Source organism: Rhizobium sp. 32-5/1 (assembly GCF_029537235.1).
Taxonomy (GTDB): Bacteria; Pseudomonadota; Alphaproteobacteria; order Rhizobiales; family Rhizobiaceae; genus Pararhizobium.
The window spans coordinates 1,053,529-1,070,319 of record NZ_CP120639.1 but is presented as its reverse complement, the minus strand read 5'-3'; the positions used below and the strand labels follow the sequence as shown (position 1 = coordinate 1,070,319).

Annotated in this window: 14 protein-coding genes and 5 pseudogenes; 14 read left to right on the top strand and 5 right to left on the bottom strand. The window is 61.3% G+C overall.

The features are described 5' to 3' along the window. Nucleotides 1–10 precede the first annotated feature (10 nt). Nucleotides 11–871 (bottom strand): CoA transferase subunit A, encoded by an 861-nt coding sequence (locus tag P6U16_RS26915; RefSeq protein ID WP_277704391.1) that lies wholly within the window; start codon nt 869–871, stop codon nt 11–13. A gap of 141 nt (nt 872–1,012) precedes the next feature. Between P6U16_RS26915 and P6U16_RS26910 the strand changes: the two genes are divergently transcribed. Further along, complete coding sequence (locus P6U16_RS26910) at nt 1,013–1,768, top strand: IclR family transcriptional regulator (RefSeq protein WP_277704390.1); 756 nt, start codon at nt 1,013–1,015, stop codon at nt 1,766–1,768. Between the two features lie 67 nt (nt 1,769–1,835). Beyond that, complete coding sequence (locus tag P6U16_RS26905; RefSeq protein WP_277704389.1) at nt 1,836–2,498, top strand: sulfite oxidase-like oxidoreductase; 663 nt, start codon at nt 1,836–1,838, stop codon at nt 2,496–2,498. Between the two features lie 53 nt (nt 2,499–2,551). On the opposite strand, the gene pcaQ is transcribed toward P6U16_RS26905, so the two are convergent. Further along, nucleotides 2,552–3,487, bottom strand: a complete 936-nt coding sequence (gene pcaQ / locus P6U16_RS26900) for a pca operon transcription factor PcaQ (RefSeq protein WP_277704388.1) — start codon at nt 3,485–3,487, stop codon at nt 2,552–2,554. A 93-nt stretch (nt 3,488–3,580) separates the two neighbouring features. Between pcaQ and pcaD the strand changes: the two genes are divergently transcribed. From pcaD to P6U16_RS26875, 5 genes and pseudogenes are all read left to right on the top strand, one after another. Then, nucleotides 3,581–4,393 (top strand): 3-oxoadipate enol-lactonase, encoded by an 813-nt coding sequence (gene pcaD, locus P6U16_RS26895; RefSeq protein WP_277704387.1) that lies wholly within the window; start codon nt 3,581–3,583, stop codon nt 4,391–4,393. After that, nucleotides 4,386–4,790 carry a 4-carboxymuconolactone decarboxylase gene (gene pcaC, locus P6U16_RS26890; protein WP_277704386.1) on the top strand — a complete coding sequence of 135 codons (405 nt, stop codon included), beginning with the start codon at nt 4,386–4,388 and terminating at the stop codon, nt 4,788–4,790. The genes pcaD and pcaC overlap by 8 nt, the downstream gene beginning before the upstream one ends. An 11-nt stretch (nt 4,791–4,801) precedes the next feature. Beyond that, nucleotides 4,802–5,549 (top strand): annotated as a pseudogene (gene pcaH, locus P6U16_RS26885) (protocatechuate 3,4-dioxygenase subunit beta). Next, a complete protein-coding gene (pcaG, locus tag P6U16_RS26880; RefSeq protein WP_277704385.1) occupies nt 5,549–6,163 on the top strand; it encodes a protocatechuate 3,4-dioxygenase subunit alpha in 615 nt (204 codons plus the stop codon). Before pcaH ends, pcaG begins: the two are co-directional and overlap by 1 nt. Before the next feature lie 6 nt (nt 6,164–6,169). Further along, a complete protein-coding gene (locus P6U16_RS26875; RefSeq protein ID WP_277704384.1) occupies nt 6,170–7,258 on the top strand; it encodes a 3-carboxy-cis,cis-muconate cycloisomerase in 1,089 nt (362 codons plus the stop codon). Nucleotides 7,259–7,547: 289 nt separating this feature from the next. On the opposite strand, the pseudogene P6U16_RS26870 reads toward P6U16_RS26875, so the two are convergent. Continuing rightward, nucleotides 7,548–8,446: pseudogene (locus P6U16_RS26870) on the bottom strand (LysR substrate-binding domain-containing protein). 99 nt (nt 8,447–8,545) lie between these two features. Between P6U16_RS26870 and P6U16_RS26865 the strand changes: the two are divergent. The 5 genes and pseudogenes from P6U16_RS26865 to P6U16_RS26845 all read left to right on the top strand — a co-directional run bounded on the left by P6U16_RS26865 (nt 8,546) and on the right by P6U16_RS26845 (nt 12,687). Then, nucleotides 8,546–9,648, top strand: a pseudogene (locus tag P6U16_RS26865) (4-oxalomesaconate tautomerase). Between the two features lie 31 nt (nt 9,649–9,679). After that, nucleotides 9,680–10,261, top strand: a complete 582-nt coding sequence (locus tag P6U16_RS26860) for a tripartite tricarboxylate transporter substrate binding protein (RefSeq protein ID WP_277704383.1) — start codon at nt 9,680–9,682, stop codon at nt 10,259–10,261. After that, nucleotides 10,258–10,659: a tripartite tricarboxylate transporter substrate-binding protein gene (locus tag P6U16_RS26855; protein WP_277704382.1), complete on the top strand. Its 402-nt coding sequence runs from the start codon at nt 10,258–10,260 to the stop codon at nt 10,657–10,659. The genes P6U16_RS26860 and P6U16_RS26855 overlap by 4 nt, the downstream gene beginning before the upstream one ends. Beyond that, nucleotides 10,617–11,180 carry a tripartite tricarboxylate transporter TctB family protein gene (locus P6U16_RS26850; RefSeq protein WP_349017758.1) on the top strand — a complete coding sequence of 188 codons (564 nt, stop codon included), beginning with the start codon at nt 10,617–10,619 and terminating at the stop codon, nt 11,178–11,180. The genes P6U16_RS26855 and P6U16_RS26850 overlap by 43 nt, the downstream gene beginning before the upstream one ends. Before the next feature lies 1 nt (nt 11,181). After that, entirely contained in the window at nt 11,182–12,687 is a 1,506-nt protein-coding gene (locus P6U16_RS26845) for a tripartite tricarboxylate transporter permease (protein ID WP_277704381.1), read from the top strand. Nucleotides 12,688–13,080: 393 nt separating this feature from the next. On the opposite strand, the gene P6U16_RS26840 is transcribed toward P6U16_RS26845, so the two are convergent. Further along, nucleotides 13,081–13,884 carry an SDR family oxidoreductase gene (locus P6U16_RS26840; RefSeq protein WP_277704380.1) on the bottom strand — a complete coding sequence of 268 codons (804 nt, stop codon included), beginning with the start codon at nt 13,882–13,884 and terminating at the stop codon, nt 13,081–13,083. A gap of 97 nt (nt 13,885–13,981) precedes the next feature. Here P6U16_RS26840 and P6U16_RS26835 point away from each other — a divergent pair. Next, nucleotides 13,982–14,880 (top strand): annotated as a pseudogene (locus P6U16_RS26835) (AraC family transcriptional regulator). Between the two features lie 34 nt (nt 14,881–14,914). Here the strand turns inward: P6U16_RS26835 and P6U16_RS26830 are convergent. Beyond that, nucleotides 14,915–15,805, bottom strand: coding sequence for a LysR family transcriptional regulator (locus P6U16_RS26830; RefSeq protein ID WP_277704379.1), 891 nt, complete (start codon nt 15,803–15,805; stop codon nt 14,915–14,917). A gap of 105 nt (nt 15,806–15,910) precedes the next feature. Between P6U16_RS26830 and P6U16_RS26825 the strand changes: the two are divergent. Then, nucleotides 15,911–16,779, top strand: a pseudogene (locus tag P6U16_RS26825) (NmrA/HSCARG family protein). Nucleotides 16,780–16,791 lie beyond the last annotated feature (12 nt).

Genomic DNA, 16,791 nt, shown 5'->3' with positions numbered 1-16,791 from the left:
CTCGTGTTCCTCACGCTGCCTTGACCGGCTTTTTCGCAGCGTACTTTCCGAAATCCTCCGGCGACGCCTTCATGACGTTTTCTTCGATCCAGGCCGCAAACGTCTCGCGCTCGCGAGCAATCTTGTCCCAGGCAATGTAGAAGGCGTTGGATCGCGGGTAATAGCCATGGGCATAGGACGGGAATGCCCCACCCGGCACATGCACCACCGCCGTCACGGCCCAGCTCGGCAGCACGGTGGAATTGGGCGACGGCGGGTTCAGTTCCTCGACGATCTCCTCGACCGTGACGATCGAGCGCTTGGCGGCCAGCACAGCCTCCTTCTGCACGCCGGTAATGCCTTCGATCAGCACATTGCCCTTCCGGTCGGCACGCTGCGCGTGGATGATCGACACATCCGGTAGAATGGCGGGAACAGCGGCCAGCACTTCGCCGGTGAATGGGCAGGTCACGTTTCTGATGTTCGGATTGACCTTCGGCAGGTCGGCGCCGATATAGCCACGCAACATGGCGAACGGCAAACTGGCGGCGCCAGCCTCATAGGCATTGGCCATCGCCGCATGGGAATGCTCCTCGATGTCCAGCGCCCGCGGCCACTGGTTTTCGACCGCGTCGCGGAACCGATGCAGCGAACCGACGCCGGGATTGCCGCCCCAGGAGAATTTCATGCCGCGCGCGCAGCCGGCGCCGATCAACTGGTCATAGATGATATCAGGCGTCATCCGCACGAGATAGAGATCGCGCCGCCCCTGCCGGATGACCTCGTGGCCGGCCGCATAGGGAATGAGATGGGTAAACCCCTCCATGGCGACCGTATCGCCATCCCAAACATTGTCTGCAATCGCCTCTGACAGGGAACACAACCGCGCCATATCGTCTCCTCCCGGCTGCTTGATCAAGCCGCTTTCTGGCTGGAGTTAAATCCGCAGGACGCAGGACGTCAAATATTTTGTGCGATAATTGACATTTGTTCATATATCGCACACATTACATTGATCTACGGAGAAGTTGCAATGCGAGAAACGGATTTCGTCGGCGGTTTTGCCAAGGGGCTCAGCGTCATCGAAGCTTTCGACGAGACCCGACCGCGCCTGTCGATTGCCGACGTCTCCAGGACCACCGGTCTGGACCGCGCCACGGCCCGTCGCTGCCTGCTGACCCTCGCGGAACTCGGCTATGCCGACTATGACGGAAAATTCTTCGCCCTGACGCCAAAGATCCTGCGGCTCGGCCATGCCTATCTGGCGGCGACCCCGCTTCCGACACTCGTGCAACCCACTCTCGACCAGCTTTCCGAGCGCACCGGACAGAGCGCCTCCGTCTCCGTGCTCGACGGGACCGACATCGTCTACATCGCCCGCGCGGCGCAGAAGCGGGTGATGTCGATCAACCTGACACCCGGCAGCCGCCTGCCCGTCTATTGCGCCTCGATGGGCCGCGTGCTGCTCGCCGCCCTGCCCGAGGACGATGCGAAGGCCATTCTGTCCCGCTCGGATCTCAAGGCCAATACATCCCATACCCTGACAGCCCCCGACGAGATCATCGCCGAACTGCGTCGCGTGCGGATACAGGGCTACGCGCTGATCGATCAGGAACTCGAACTCGGCCTCTGCTCGATCGCCGTACCGCTGGAGAATGACCGGGGCCGGATCGTCGCCGCCCTGAACATCGGCGCTCCGGCCGCGAGCGTTCCAGCGGCCGCGCTGGTGGAGAGATATCTGCCGGCTCTTCGCGAAGCGCAGTCCGCCCTGAAGCAGGTTCTCCGCTGACTTTGCGGCGCTTGACATGGCGCAGCTTGGCAACATCTAAGGTTTTAACCGAAGCCGGAATCCCATCATGACCGACGACACGCAAGCACCGGAAAGCAAGCTCACGACCTCCAAGCGCAAGTGGGCCGAGCAGGGCAAATTCCTCACCGGACGCCCGACGCGCCCGGAATCGGACCGCCTTCCGCCCGGCCAGCATCTGGTCAAGAACTGGCCGGTGCTCGATCTGGGGCAGCAACCGCTTGTTCGCACCGACACTTGGCGGCTGGATGTTACCGGCGCCGTCGAAAACAGCCTGTCGCTGGACTGGCAAGCATTCGACGCGCTACCCAAGAGCAAAAAGCGCTCCGACATGCACTGCGTCACCACATGGTCGCGCTATGACAACAGCTGGGAAGGCGTCGCCACCCACGACCTGCTCGACCACATCATGCCGAGGCCGGACGCCACCTTTGTTATGCTGACCAGCTATGACGGCTATACCACCAATCTGCCGCTTTCCGACTTCGCCTCCGAAGAGGCGATCCTCGCCACCCATTGGGAGGGCGAACCCTTGACCCGCGACCATGGCGGTCCGGTGCGCCTGATCGTGCCGCATCTCTATCTCTGGAAGTCCGCCAAGTGGATCAACCGCATCGAGTTCCTGACCGCCGACCAGGCTGGCTTCTGGGAGCGGAACGGCTATCACATGCGCGGCGACCCATGGGCGGAGGAACGCTATTCCGACAATTGAACAAGCGAAAGCGCGCGTTCCACCAATTGGCTCCGGAAACGGTTGGCGTGCGTTTATTTGAAGGCGTCGCCCCGCGAGACGTTTTCGGCGGCCTCCCGTACCGTCTGGATGAGCAGCGATAGCGGCAGGCTGGGAACAGCATCCGTGCGCATAGTCAGACCCACCGGGCCCTTCGTTTCGCTGGTATCGATCGGCAGCGCCCGGATCACACCGTCGCGGATATCGCTTTCGACGACGCCGGCCGAGATGATCCACACCGCATTGCTGGATCGAACGAACGCCCGACCGAAAGCATCCGATACCGTCTCGATCTGGTTGGGAAGGCTGGCGACGCCATTGGCGATCAGGAAACGATCGACAAAGGGCCGGATGATCGACGCCCGTGTCGGCATTAGGATGGGATAGTCGCCAAGCGTCGAGAAGACAGACTGACGGCTCTCCAGCAATGGATGGTCGATGCGAACCGCAAACACCACGCGCTCGGAATAGAGATGCTCGAAGGAAAAACCCGTCATCTGCTCCGGCGCAGCGAGACGACCGATCACGAGATCCAGATCGCCGATTCGCAACTGTTCGAGAAGCACGGCATTCTCGCCGGTGACGATCTTGATGCGGCTGCCGGTCCCCTCCTTGAGGAAGGCAGCGATCGCCTGCGGCATGATCCGGGTCGAGACTGTCGGCAAGGCACCGATGCGGATCGGCGGCGCATCGCCCTGAAGCGCGCTCGACACCGAATCGAGGCCCTGGCGCAGCGCCGTCAGGGCGGCGCCGGCGTGGCGCAGGAACACTTCGCCATAACGGGTGATCCTGATACCGCGACCGTCGCGCTCGAAAACGGAAACGCCGAGTACCTCCTCCAGTTCGCGAATGGTCTTGGTCACCGCCGGCTGGCTCACATGCAGCAGCCCGGCCGCCTTCATCACACTCTTCTGGCGTGCCACCTCGACAAAGGTCTGCAAATGGCGAAACTTCACGCGACTATCGATCATGTAATTTCATAACTTCTGGGTTAAGTGTTCATCGAAAAATATCAGTTTACCGAACCAGATGAAAGTTCCAAACTCGTCTTGGAGGAGACCACCGTGCAGTTTGCCCAGATCAACGACATAGCGTTGCACTACCAGACCATCGGCGGGCCTGCCGGCAAACCTGTGATCGTCTTTGCCAATTCGCTTGGCACCGACTTTCGCATCTGGCGCGATGTCATCGTGCGGCTCGCCGGCGATTTCCCTGTTGTCACCTATGACAAACGCGGCCAGGGCCTGTCGGACATCGGCGCGGCGCCGGTCAACATCGAGACCCATGTCGACGATCTCATCAAGCTTCTGAATCATCTCGCCGTCAAGGACGCCATCATCTGCGGCCTGTCCGTTGGCGGGCTGATCGCTCAGGGACTTTATGAGCGACGTCCTGATCTCGTGCGGGCGCTCATTCTCTGCGACACGGCGCACAGGATCGGAACGCCTGACATCTGGAACGGCCGCATCACAGCCATTGAGAGCAACGGCATCGACAGCATCGCCGATGCGATACTCGAACGCTGGTTCACGCCAGCCTTCCGCTCGCAGCAGGCGCTGGCGCTCGCCGGTTATCGCAATATGCTCATCCGCCAGCCGGTGGCCGGTTATACCGCCCTTTGCGCGGCAATCCGCGACGCCGACTATACGCTGGCCGCCGGGCGCATAACGGTCCCGACCATCTGCATCGTCGGCGACCAGGACGGCTCGACGCCGCCAGATCTGGTGCTGTCGATGGCGAAACTCATCCCCGGCGCCCGCTACGAAGTCATCAAGGGTTCCGGCCATATTCCCTGCGTGGAACAGCCGGAGATTCTGACCGAAATCCTGCGCGCCTTCATCGACACGCTACCTTCCGGAGAGAAACCCCATGACTGACGGCCGCATGTCTTCCGAGCGCTACCGGCAGGGGCTGGCGACGCGGCGTTCGGTTCTCGGCGACGCCCATGTCGATCGCGCTACCGCGGCAGCGACTGCGTTTGACAGCCCTTTCCAGGAACTGATCACCGAGGCGGCCTGGGGCCATGTCTGGTCGAGGCCGGCCTGGTCGAAGCGCGAGCGGTCGATGGTGACGATCGCGCTTCTGGCCGCGCTTGGGCATGACGAAGAGGTGGCGATGCACATTCGCGCCACCGCCAATACGGGGGCGACCCGCGAAGACATCGGCGAGGCGCTGCTGCACGTGGCGATCTATGCCGGGGTCCCGGCCGCCAACAGCGCGATCCGGATCGCCAAGCAGGTTTTCAGTGAAATGGATGCTGGGAAAGCAGAGTAGGCAGGGCCAAAATGTCCGATATGTCCAAAACCAAGCCGGAGACCGGCGCCTTCTTCCCCGAGACCGTGACTGGCACGCGCCGGCGCTGACACCTGCCTACAAAACCAGTGTGCTGCGCTCGCCGCAAAAGGCGCTTTGGCACTCGACAACACGCTTTCAGAAATTACCGGCCCGGTCTTCGGCCATGCCATGTTGGGCGAACTGGACGACGACCTGATTCACAATTTCGCCAAATCAGGCGAATCGGCGATCGGCGAGCGCATCATCGTGCATGGCCGCGTGCTCGACCAACGCGGACGTCCGGTGCCGGGAGCACTTCTCGAATTCTGGCAGGCCAATGCCGGCGGACGCTATCGCCACAAGAAGGAAAGCTATCTCGCACCGCTCGATCCGAATTTCGGCGGCTGCGGCCGCATGATTACAGCAGAAGACGGGTCTTACCGTTTCCGCACGATCAAGCCCGGTCCCTACCCCTGGCCGAACGGCGTCAACGACTGGCGCCCGGCGCATATTCATTTTTCCGTTTTCGGCCATGGCTTTGCCCAGCGCCTGATCACCCAGATGTATTTCGAGGGCGATCCGCTGATCTGGCGCTGTCCGATCGTGTCGACCATCCCCGACAAGCGGGCGATCGAACTGTTGATCGCGCCGCTCGACATGGCCAACACCATCCCGATGGACGCGCGCGCCTACAAGTTCGACATCGTCCTGCGCGGCCGGCGATCGACGCTCTTTGAAAACCGGCTGGAGGGCAATTGATGGTTCAGTATCTCGACCTGCTCAAGGAAACGGCCTCGCAGACCGCCGGCCCCTATGTCCATATCGGCTGCATGCCCAATTTCGCCGGCATCTCAGGGGTCTACGAGACGGACCTTGGGTCCGCAATGGTCAACGATCGCACGCTTGGACAGCGGATCACGGTTCGCGGCCGCGTGATCGATGGCGCCGGCACGCCGCTCAAGGATGCGATGATCGAAATCTGGCAGGCCGATGCGTCAGGCCTCTACAACAGCCCGTCCGACCTTCGCGGGACCGCCGATCCTGATTTCACCGGCTGGGGCCGCTGTCCGACCAGCACGGAAACCGGCGGATACGTTTTCGAGACCATCAAGCCCGGACGCGTGCCTTTCAAGGACGGCCGCCTGATGGCGCCGCACATCACCTTCTGGATCGTCGCCCGAGGCATCAATATCGGCCTGCAGACACGGCTCTATTTTCCGGAAGAAAGTGAGGCCAATGCAAGCGATCCGCTGCTTCTGCGCATCGAACACCGGCAGCGCGCCGAAACCCTGATCGCTTCCGTGGAGGGATCGGTCTATACCTTCGACATCCATCTCCAGGGCGAGAAGGAAACCGTCTTTCTCGATATATAGGTGCGCATGACCTATTCCGCTTTCGACCACCCAATCCTGTCCGGCCTTCTCGGCGACCCCGAGATTGCGTCTTTCTTTTCGGCGGAGGCGGACCTGAAAGCAATGCTCGCCTTCGAGGCGTCGCTCGCCATCGTGCAGGCACGGCACGGGTTCATTCCAGTAGACGCAGCCGAGCGTATCGCGGCCTTTTGTGCAACCTTCTGGCCGGACGTGAATTCTCTGAAACAGGCGATCGCGTGGGACGGCGTCCTAATTCCAGAACTCGTGCGACAAATGCGCCACGCGATCGGCGGCGATGCGGCGGCCTATCTGCATTTCGGAGCCACCAGTCAGGACGTCATCGACACCAGCCTGATGTTGCGGCTGAAAGCAGTCTGCGGCATTGCCCGGACACGGCTGTCCTTGATCATCGACGTCATGACGTCGTTGGAAAGCCAGCACGGCACGGCCGAATTGACAGGCTACACCCGCATGCAGGCTGCAATCCCGATCCGCGTGGCCGATCGTATCCGCGCCTGGCGCGAACCACTGGAACGGCACCATGCACGACTGGCCGCCCTGGACGAAACCGCCTTCGCAGTCCAGTTCGGTGGTGCAGCCGGGACGCTGGAGAAATTCAGTGACAAGGGACGGGTCCTGCGAGCGGCACTTGCCGCCGAACTCGGCCTCACGGACCGGCCGCAATGGCAGAACCGGCGCGATGGCCTTGCCGAGATTGCCGGACTCTTCTCGCTGATATCAGGAAGCCTCGGGAAATTCGGACAGGATGTAGCCCTGATGGCCGAGATCGGCGACGAGATCGCGCTTTCCGGCGGCGGTGGATCATCGGCCATGCCGCACAAACAGAACCCGGTGGCCGCGGAAGTGCTGGTGTCGCTTGCTCGTTTCAACGCAGTCCAGCTGTCCGGCATGCACCAGGCGCTTGTCCACGAGCAGGAACGCTCCGGCGCCGCCTGGACGCTGGAATGGCTGATCCTGCCGCAAATGGCCGGCGCGCTTGCGGCGTCCCTGAAACTCGGGCAGACGCTTGTCGGAAACATCACGCGACTTGGCAAGACAGACGGTAACGCTGCTCTGTTACCCGACAATCCATGACCTTGTGGCCCAACGCCAGTGAAATGGCGCGTCTGAACCTGAAGGGTCCGACTTGCGCAAGGTAAAGTATCGTTTACTGGGGACAAGGATCTACGTAGTGCTCTGCGCTTGCACGTCAAGCGCCTGCGCGCTGGAACGCGGGAGCACGACACGGTTGGGCAAACCTTCGACGAAAAGACTCCGCGGTCATGGGTTCAGGGAGAGTGCGTGCCCCGATCTCTGACGCGCTTCGAGATCTGCCCCAATCGAACGCGCTATTGATGGTGCAAGGCTGCCCCAAAAACGGCTGTCAACAGTCCGTCCATTCCTGAATCAGCATTTCCCGGAAGCGGATCGCCGCCGGCGATAGACGCCCGCCGCGGCGTTCAACAAGTCCGATGGTGCGACTGACCGGAGGCCCCTTAAGTGGCACCGTCGCAATGACGGGATGCTCCAACTGTGGTGTCGCGAGCTTCGGCATCACAGAAATGCCGAGCCCTGCCTCAACCAGACCGAGAGACGTCGAGAGATGGTTGACCTCATAGAACCAGTTAAGCTGCACTTGGGCAGTCGTCAGAGCCCTGTCAAGAACGGCCCGGTTACCACTCGTCTTGCTGACACCGATCAAGGGATGGCCGGCGAGGTCTGCCCAGGTAAGCGACGTGGCGGTGGCCAGCGGATGATCACGCCGACATGCCAGGACGAAGGGATCCTCGATCAAAGGTGTGAAATTGAGATCGGCGCGCGCAGCGCCAGTGATATTGATACCAAACTCTACTTCGCCGTTCGCAACCGCATCGAGCCCTTCATTGGCCGAGATGTCGAGAATACGAAAACGGATTCCGGGAACTTTTCGTTAAAGGACCGCACAACCCTGGGAAGAAAGTAGAAGGCAGCCGTCGGAACCGAGGCGATCGTCACCTGCGCGCGATGCCGTCCACCGAGATCACTGATTGAAAGAATGGAATCTTCGAATTCATCGACAAGGCGCCGCACAAGCGGCAAAAGCTCTCGCCCGATCTGGGTCTGGGCTACGTGCCGGGTCGTTCTTTCGATCAGCTGGGCTCCGACCGCCTGCTCAAATCCCTTAATGCGCCTTGAAAGCGCAGGTTGTGACAGATTCAGCTGTCGGGCTGCTTCGTTGAATGAGCCCAGATCAAGGACGGCGAGAAATGCCTTCAGGTCGAGAAATTCGAAATTATTCCGCATAACGCAATAATCACGCAATTCTTTGCATTTCACAACTGATTTCTGACGTGAGAACTCTCCTCCACGGCTGGTAGAGATCGGCTTGGAGGATGACGGCGAATGGACGACCTGATCAGGATACCCTGCGTCATGATGCGCGGCGGAACGTCGAAGGGACCCTTCTTCCTGTCCCGCGACCTTCCGGCAGATCCGGTCGAACGGGATTTTCTCCTTCTGGAAATCATGGGTTCGGGGCATCCCTTGCAAATCGACGGCATCGGTGGAGGCAATCCGCTCAGCAGCAAGGTCGCGATTATCGGACCGTCGACCCATCCGGACGCGGACGTGGACTACCTGTTCGTCCAAGTCAAAGTTCTGGAAAAGACGGTCGATACAGCGCCCAATTGCGGCAACATGCTTTCGGCCGTTGGTCCATTCGCCATCGAGGCCGGCCTGATTCCGGTTGAAGTGGGGGAGACGCTCATTCGCGTCCACAACGTCAACACCGGTAAGATCATCGAGGCGCGCGTGCGCACCCGCAGGGCCGGATGGTCTATCAGGGCGAAGCGCAGATCGACGGAGTTCCCGGAACTGCGGCTCCCGTCTACCTCGCCTTCCGCAATGCCATCGGCGCCAAGACGGGCAAGCTCCTGCCGACCGGCAATGCGGTCGATCGGGTGCACGACGTCGATGCGACCTTGGTCGACGGTGCAACGCCACTGGTGGTAATGCGCGCCTCGGATTTCGGCTTCACCGGTTCCGAGGCAGCCGCCGTTCTCGACGCGGACAGTGCTTTCATGACACGGCTCGAAACCGTGAGACGCGAGGCGGGACGCATGATGGGGCTCGGCGACGTCAGCCAGTCTGTCCTGCCGAAGCCGACCCTCATCGGCGCGCCGCTTGGTGACGGTGATCTCGCCGTCCGCTATTTCACCCCGGCGAACTGTCATACAGCGCTGGCAACGACCGGTGCGGTCAGCTTAGGACTTGCCGCCACGATCCCCACGAGCCTCGTCGGGGAACATTTTCCAAACTTGACCTTGCCGGTGTCGCTGGCATGGGAACATCCGACGGGCCTTCTCCGCATTCGCATCGAGAAAGCCCAGGGAGACAACAGTCCGACGGTCTCGGTGATGAGAACCAGCCGAAGGCTGTTTGAAGGCGCGGCGCTCGTCCGCAAACGCGATCCGATGTTTGCAGACTATCGCATCGCCTCGAAGTGAATGCCATACTTGACTCGGGAGGAGATCAGAAATGCCCACTACAATGACCCGCCGCCTCGTGCTTTCCCTGTGCAGCACGGCGCTTGCCTTTTCCGTCGCAGGCTCCGGCCTTGCCCAGGAAGCCTATCCGTCCAAGCCGATCACCTTGATCGTATCCTACGCCGCCGGCGGCGGAACTGACGCGATTGCGCGCGTCTTTGCAGCGCGCCTCGAAAAGGCGCTTGATGGCCGCGTGATCGTCGAAAACCGGCCCGGTGCGGCCGCAAACATCGGCACAGAAGTGGCCGCGTCCGCCGATCCGGACGGCTACACGCTGCTCATCGGCAACCAGGGCCCGATGGTCGTCAATCCGCACATCTTCAAGCTCAAAGCTGATCCGGCCGAAGCCCTGGACCCCATCGCCATGATCGCCGACGCTTCGCTCGTCGTCGTCGTCGGACCACGTCTTCAGGTCAATTCGCTCGGCGAACTGATCGAGACCGCCAAATCCAAGGATCTGGTCTATGGCTCGGCGGGCAACGCTTCGGCGAGCCATCTCGGCGCGCTGCTTCTGGGCCAGACGGCTGGCATCAAGGTCAAGCACGTGCCCTACAAGGAGCAGGTCCGGCGGTGAACGATCTTGTCGGTGGACATATCGATTTCATGGTCACGACCATTCCGTCGGCCATCGGCCTCATTGAAAGTGGAACGCTGAAGGCACTTGCCGTCACCGGCGACAAGCGCTTCGAAACACTGCCCGACGTGCCGACGGCCATCGAAGCGGGTGTCACCGGGTACACCGCTTCGGCCTGGTATGGCCTGGTCGGGCCTAAGGGTATGCCGGCAGAAGTCAAGGCGAAGCTTGAACAGGCGACCGCCGAGACGCTGGGCGATGCCGAGGTTCTAGACAAGCTGAAGAACGACGGCGCCGTAGCGTCCACCATGGGTGCCCAGGCCTTTGCCGACTTCATGGCCAAGGAGCGGGCTCGCTGGGGCGAGGTGGTGCAGGCCGCCGACATCAAGGTCGAGTAACATGCAGGATATCTCGATCAATTCGCAGCCGCCGGCCGAAAACGGCTGGCAGGGACGAGAGAATTGCCGGGCTCGTCCTTCTGGCTCTCGGGGGCCTCGGCCTGTGGGGTGGCGTGGACTTGCCCTTCATGACCAGCGACGGCGTCGGCTCGGGGCTTATGCCCCGCATCCTCTCGCTCATGATTGTCGCGCTCGGCATTCTCCAGATCGCTTTCAGCTTCAAGGATCCTGGTCCATCGACTGGTCACTGGGCGATTCGGGAGACTATTCCCGTCGTCCTCGGCGTCATTCTTTTCGCCATCACGATCCGTGGCTATCACATCGGTCCGATCGCCATCCCGAACCTCGGGATGGCGGTGGCCTGCCCGCTGGCGATCATCGCATCCGGCCTGGCCGCACGCGATTCCCGCCTTCCCGAACTGCTCGTCTTTGCGGTCGTGCTGACCACCTTCTGTATCGGGCTGTTCCGCTATGCGCTCGGCCTTTCGGTCCCCGTGGCGCCCTGGCTGCTAGGATACTGAGATGTTCGACGTTTTCACCAATCTGGGCCTCGGCCTCTCCGTCGCGCTCACGCTCAACAACGTGGCGCTGTGCTTCATAGGCTGCCTGATCGGCACCCTGGTCGGCGTCCTTCCCGGTGTCGGCCCGGTGGCGACGATCGCGATCCTGCTGCCTGTGACCCTGTCCCTTGATCCGACCGGCTCCCTAATCATGCTGGCCGGCATCTACTACGGTGCCCAGTATGGCGGATCAACGACCGCCATCCTCGTCAACATCCCCGGCGAAGCGACCGCGGTCGTCACCGCCATCGACGGCCATAAGATGGCGCAAAAGGGCCAAGCCGGCCTCGCGCTCGGCCTGGCCGCCATCGGCTCCTTTATCGCCGGAACGATTGCGACCATCGTGATTGCAGCGCTCGGCGTGCCGATGACCCGTATGGGCCTGCTCTTCGGGCCCGCGGAATATTTCTCGCTGATGATTATGGGATTGGTCCTCGCCGTCGTGCTGGCCCGCGGTTCGCTCATTAAAGCGATCGCGATGATTGTCGTCGGCATCCTTCTCTCCTGCGTGGGATCAGACATGGAGACCGGACGCGAGCGCATGACCTTCGATCTCGGAATGCTGCATGACGGCATCGAGTTCGTCGTTCTCGCCATGTGCATCTTCGGCTTCGGCGAGATCTTCAAGAACCTTGCCGATCCTGAGACCCGCGACGTCGTGCGCAATCAGATCGGTCGCCTCTGGCCGACATTGGGCGAGCTGCGCGAAAACCTTGCGCCAATCCTGCGCGGCACGTTCCTCGGCTCAATCCTTGGGGTACTCCCGGGAAACGGGGCGATCCTTGGACCCTTCGCCAGTTATGCGGTTGAAAAGCGGCTTTCGAAGCGGTCGCAGGACTTTGGCCATGGCGCGCCGGCAGCCGTTGCCGGTCCGGAAAGCGCCAACAATGCCGGCGCGCAAACCTCCTTCATTCCGTTGCTCACGCTCGGCCTGCCGCCGAATGCAGTCATGGCGCTGATGGTCGGCGCGATGATGATCCAGGGCATCGTGCCTGGCCCACAGGTGATCGAGCGCAACCCGGAACTCTTCTGGGGATTGGTGGCCTCGATGTGGATCGGCAACCTGATGTTGGTCATCATCAACTTGCCGCTTATCGGGCTATGGGTGAAGCTGCTGCGCGTGCCTTACCGCCTGCTTTTCCCCGCCATCGTCTGCTTCTGCTGCATTGGCCTCTATTCGATCGCCAATGATGCAGCTCAGGTGATGATGGCTGCCTTGTTCGGCTTCGTCGGCTATGCACTCTACAAGCTCGACTTCGAAGCCGCGCCCCTTGCCCTCGGCTTCGTTCTTGGCCGGTTGCTGGAAGAGAAGCTGCGTCAGTCGTTGATTATCTCGGATGGGAACCCGCTGACCTTCCTCCAGTCGCCGCTCTCCGCCACCCTTCTGGCGGTCGGCATGATCGCACTCATCGTCGCGATTTCGCCTTCGATGCGGCGTGGCCGCGAGGACGTCTTCAAGGACTCATGATCGAAACGGGCTCGCAGCAAGCCAAAGTTGCTGCGAGCCGGCTCACGCTGCGCAGAGTGTGGTCCGACGACCACTGTCGTCCGCATCGGTTCGATAATGCCATTTTATGCCATTCGACATTCATCGCCCGGTCCAAAAGCGGAAATAGCGATCCTGCCAAGGCTCGCGGGCGACGATTTTCTCACTCTGCGAGGCGTGGCGCTGGCCGCCCCGGCGTCGCTTTCATTCCGGCGCACCTGGGGCAGAGGCAATCGGGTCAGGGCTGCTTCGACGCGGCTGCTGCCGGATGGAACGACGCGCGGTGGCACCGGGCACGCTGCCTTTCCTTCCAGACGCAATTTGGTACCTGCCATTTGCACGTTGTGGCTGGTTTTGCTTTGCCGGGAAGGGATGTCAGGTATTGGTGGGATCCGGATCGCTGACGCCAGATAGTCGTATTGGGGCCTGCGAACGGCCCGCCTCTCGGAACCAGGTTTGCGCATCGGCACCGGCTGGGATTTTCATCGGCGCGTCAAGCTCCGTCACCGCGCGCCAGACTGCCTTTGCGACGTCATCCGGCGTTGTAAATTCTATGCCGGATCGCAATGTTGTCAGGTAGTCTTGGACGAATGCGCTGTAGGGCTCGGGGATCTCCATCCCCATGCGTGCTACCGCATTTTTGCCAAACCCGGTGGTCGGCGCCGAACCTGGCAGCACCAGTTTCGCCCGCACTCCGAACAGAGCGGCTTCAAGAGCGAGACTTTCGGTAAAAGCACTCAGCGCTGCCTTGCTGGCGCTGTAGACAGAGAGTGCCGGCAGCGGCTTGAGGGTGACGCTGGAGCTGACGTTGACGATGACGCCGGACCGACGGATTCGCATCTGCGGAAGAACGGCTTTGGTCATGGCCATCGCGCCGAACACGTTCGTCTCGAACAGTTCGCGGATTTTCGACATTTCGGCGCTTTCTAACACATTGAGCATTCCGACGCCGGCATTGTTGACCAGCGCATCGATCGGACCGGCCGCGTCAACCGCCTTGGTGGTGCTTTCCGCGTTGGTCACATCCAGCGCCAGGATTTTGAGCCTTTCATTGGCGGGTATCAGATCGGTCTGCGGAGTACGCATGGTCGCGACCACGTCCCATCCTGCCTTCACAAATGTTTGCGCGATTGCGAGACCGAAACCGGATGAGCAACCGGTGATGAGGATATTTGGCATATTCTGTCTCCTGACGATTAACCTGCCAAGGAATGGACCAGCCATCTCGTACTTGCTATATTTGATTGTCCGATCTTTTTAGCATGCGTCCGGAACCATGACCGATCCAATTGCCGAAGTCGTTTCCCTGCTCAGGCCAAGCCCGTCGATCTCAAAGCGGGTGACAGGCGGCGGTCAGTGGCTCGTCGAGCGCAGAGAATTTGGAAGCCCGTTTTATTGTGCCGTGGTCGAGGGCCATTGCTGGATGACGATTACCGGCCGTGAGCCGATGCTTTTGGCCGCCGGCGACTTCGTGCTGGTTCCGGACATCTTTTCGTTCACAATGTGCAGCTCGGATCCGCCGCCCCGCGGAGCGCTTGCCCAGCGTCTTGAGACCAGCCCAGGCGTGTTCCGGCTCGGAGACCCGGACGCCCCTGCCGAAATCAAGGCGATGGTTGGTCATTGTGCCTTTGGCTCTGTTGACAAGGCTCTTCTCGTCTCGCTGCTACCGGAGGTCATCCATGTCCACGGCGAAGAGCGGCTGATGATGCTGGTCCGGATGATAAATGACGAAACCAGGGCCGACCGCACCGCCCGTGAGATGGTGCTTCACCGGTTGCTGGAGGTGCTGTTGATTGAGGCGTTGCGATCAACGGCAAGTGCGGCGGCCCCGCCCGGTCTCCTGCGCGGTATGGCCGATCCGCTGCTGGCACCGACCTTGCGCCGGATTCATGCAGATCCTGGCCGCAGCATGACGGTGGAAACACTCGCGCGGGATGCCGCCATGTCCCGTTCGACCTTCTTCGATCGTTTCCGGAGGAAGTTGGCGTAGCCCCGATGGAATACGCGACCGGCTGGCGCATGGCGCTGGCGAAGGAACTCCTCAGCGAGGATGTTGCCACAGCCGAGATTGCACAACGCGTCGGCTATGGTTCCGTAAGTGCCTTCAGCGTCGCGTTCCGTCGGCATGTGGGCATGCCGCCCGGCGCTTATTCTCGGGCAAGCACCACAGGGTAACGATAGCGCACGTGCGAAATGTGGAACAGGGCCGTCACCTGCCGATATAGGCCGCCAGTTCATCGGGCGTTCCCTTGGGGAAAGCCTGCTTCAGAAAATCCAGGAAGGCAGATACACGCGCGCTGAGCAGTCGCCGCGACGGGTAAAGCGCCCACAGCGCGATCTCGGAACCCTCGATGTCGCCCCAGCGCTGCAAAGTGCCGTCAGCAAGATCGTGGCTTACCAACGAGATCGGCAGGCGTGCAGCGCCCACGCCTGCTCGCACGGCATCCCGAACCATGATGAGCGACGACAGGCCGAGGATAGGCTTGATCCTGATCGTCATGCGTCCTTCTGCGGTCAGGACGTTCCAGGTCTGCCGATCGTCGGCCCCGCGCACGACCCCTGGCGCCGAGAGATTTGGCCCCGGACGAGCAAGATCGGGGCTTGCCACGACGACCAGCCGATCATGCAGAAAGGCTCGACCGACAAGACTTTGGTCTGGGTCCGGATTGACCCGGATGACCAGATCATAGCCTTCCTCGATCATGTCGACGGCTCGGTCCTCCGTGGTAACGTCCAACCGCACGTCGGGATATTTCAGTGAAAACCCCGCCGCGATCCTACCCATCGCGGTTTGCGAAAACAAAAGCGGTGCGCTGATCCGCAACCTTCCACGCGGCTTGTCCCCGCCCGCCGCGATGGTGGCCGCCGTTTCGTCGAGCTCCGTCAGCAAAGCAGCTGTCCGCTCATGAAGGGCGCGTCCCTCCTCGGTGAGTTTCAGATTGCGCGCGCCACGTTCAAACAGCCGAAGCTGAAGGGCAGCCTCCAGTTCAGTCACCCGTCGGGACAAGGTCGCTTTGGGACGGCCGGACGCTCGCGACGCTTTTCCAAAACCACCGTGACGCGCGACAAGGTTGAAATCGGCAAGAGCGACGAGATCCATGATCGTTCCATCTGTGAGACGAACTGTCTAACTTGAATGTCTATTGGTTCAACAGTGAACCAGCCATATTCCGGGTGTCAAGCAAACAAACCCGGAGATACTCTCATGACCATTCTCGTTACCGGCGCCACCGGCAATATCGGCAGCCAAGTCATCAAGCACCTCGTCGATAGTGGCGCAGACGTCCGCGCTCTCGTTCGAGATCCTTCCAAGGCCAACTTCCCAGCGAGCGTAGCCGCCGTGAGGGGCGACTTCCTCGACGTCGACTCCTGCGTACCGCCTTCGACGGTGTGTCTACGCTTTTCCTTTTGAACGCTGTCGCACCAGACGAGTTCACACAGGCGTTGATCGCCCTCAACGTCGCCCGCTCGGCGGGCGTTGAGCGGATCGTCTACCTTTCAGTCATTCACTCCGACATCTACGTCAACGTCCCGCACTTCGCCGGCAAGTTCGGCGTCGAGCGGATGATCGAACAGATGGATTTCAAGGCAACGATCCTGCGCCCGGCCTACTTCATCCAGAACGATCTGACGATCAAGGACGTCATCACTGGCTATGGTGTCTATCCGATGCCCGTCGGTGACAAAGGCCTTGCCATGATCGACGTTCGCGATATCGCGGAGATCGCCGCCCTCGAGCTTCTGCGCCGTGAACAGGCCGCACAACCGCTCCCGATCACGCGCATCAATCTGGTCGGTCCAGACACCCTCACCGGAGCGGCTATCGCCGCCATCTGGACGGACGTTCTTGACCGCCAGATCGACTATGGCGGCGGCGATACGCAGGCCTTCGAGCAGAACCTCCGGCAGTTCATGCCGGCTTGGATGGCCTACGACATGCGCATGATGGGCGAGCGTTTCCTGACTGAGGGCATGCTGCCCGAGGGTGGCGACATCGAACGCCTGACGACACTTCTCGGCCGTCCGCTCCGCTCCTATCGCAATTTCGCCTCCGAAACCGCTGCCACTGCCTGAGGCAAGCGTCCC

What these genes read in the sequence shown, in the direction of transcription:
- P6U16_RS26915 (WP_277704391.1), bottom strand. Translation starts at nt 871, where the DNA reads ATGGCGCGGTTGTGTTCCCTGTCAGAGGCGATTGCAGACAATGTTTGG.
- P6U16_RS26910 (WP_277704390.1), top strand. Translation starts at nt 1,013, where the DNA reads ATGCGAGAAACGGATTTCGTCGGCGGTTTTGCCAAGGGGCTCAGCGTC.
- P6U16_RS26905 (WP_277704389.1), top strand. Translation starts at nt 1,836, where the DNA reads ATGACCGACGACACGCAAGCACCGGAAAGCAAGCTCACGACCTCCAAG.
- pcaQ (WP_277704388.1), bottom strand. Translation starts at nt 3,487, where the DNA reads ATGATCGATAGTCGCGTGAAGTTTCGCCATTTGCAGACCTTTGTCGAG.
- pcaC (WP_277704386.1), top strand. Translation starts at nt 4,386, where the DNA reads ATGACTGACGGCCGCATGTCTTCCGAGCGCTACCGGCAGGGGCTGGCG.
- pcaG (WP_277704385.1), top strand. Translation starts at nt 5,549, where the DNA reads ATGGTTCAGTATCTCGACCTGCTCAAGGAAACGGCCTCGCAGACCGCC.
- P6U16_RS26875 (WP_277704384.1), top strand. Translation starts at nt 6,170, where the DNA reads ATGACCTATTCCGCTTTCGACCACCCAATCCTGTCCGGCCTTCTCGGC.
- P6U16_RS26860 (WP_277704383.1), top strand. Translation starts at nt 9,680, where the DNA reads ATGCCCACTACAATGACCCGCCGCCTCGTGCTTTCCCTGTGCAGCACG.
- P6U16_RS26845 (WP_277704381.1), top strand. Translation starts at nt 11,182, where the DNA reads ATGTTCGACGTTTTCACCAATCTGGGCCTCGGCCTCTCCGTCGCGCTC.
- P6U16_RS26840 (WP_277704380.1), bottom strand. Translation starts at nt 13,884, where the DNA reads ATGCCAAATATCCTCATCACCGGTTGCTCATCCGGTTTCGGTCTCGCA.
- P6U16_RS26830 (WP_277704379.1), bottom strand. Translation starts at nt 15,805, where the DNA reads ATGGATCTCGTCGCTCTTGCCGATTTCAACCTTGTCGCGCGTCACGGT.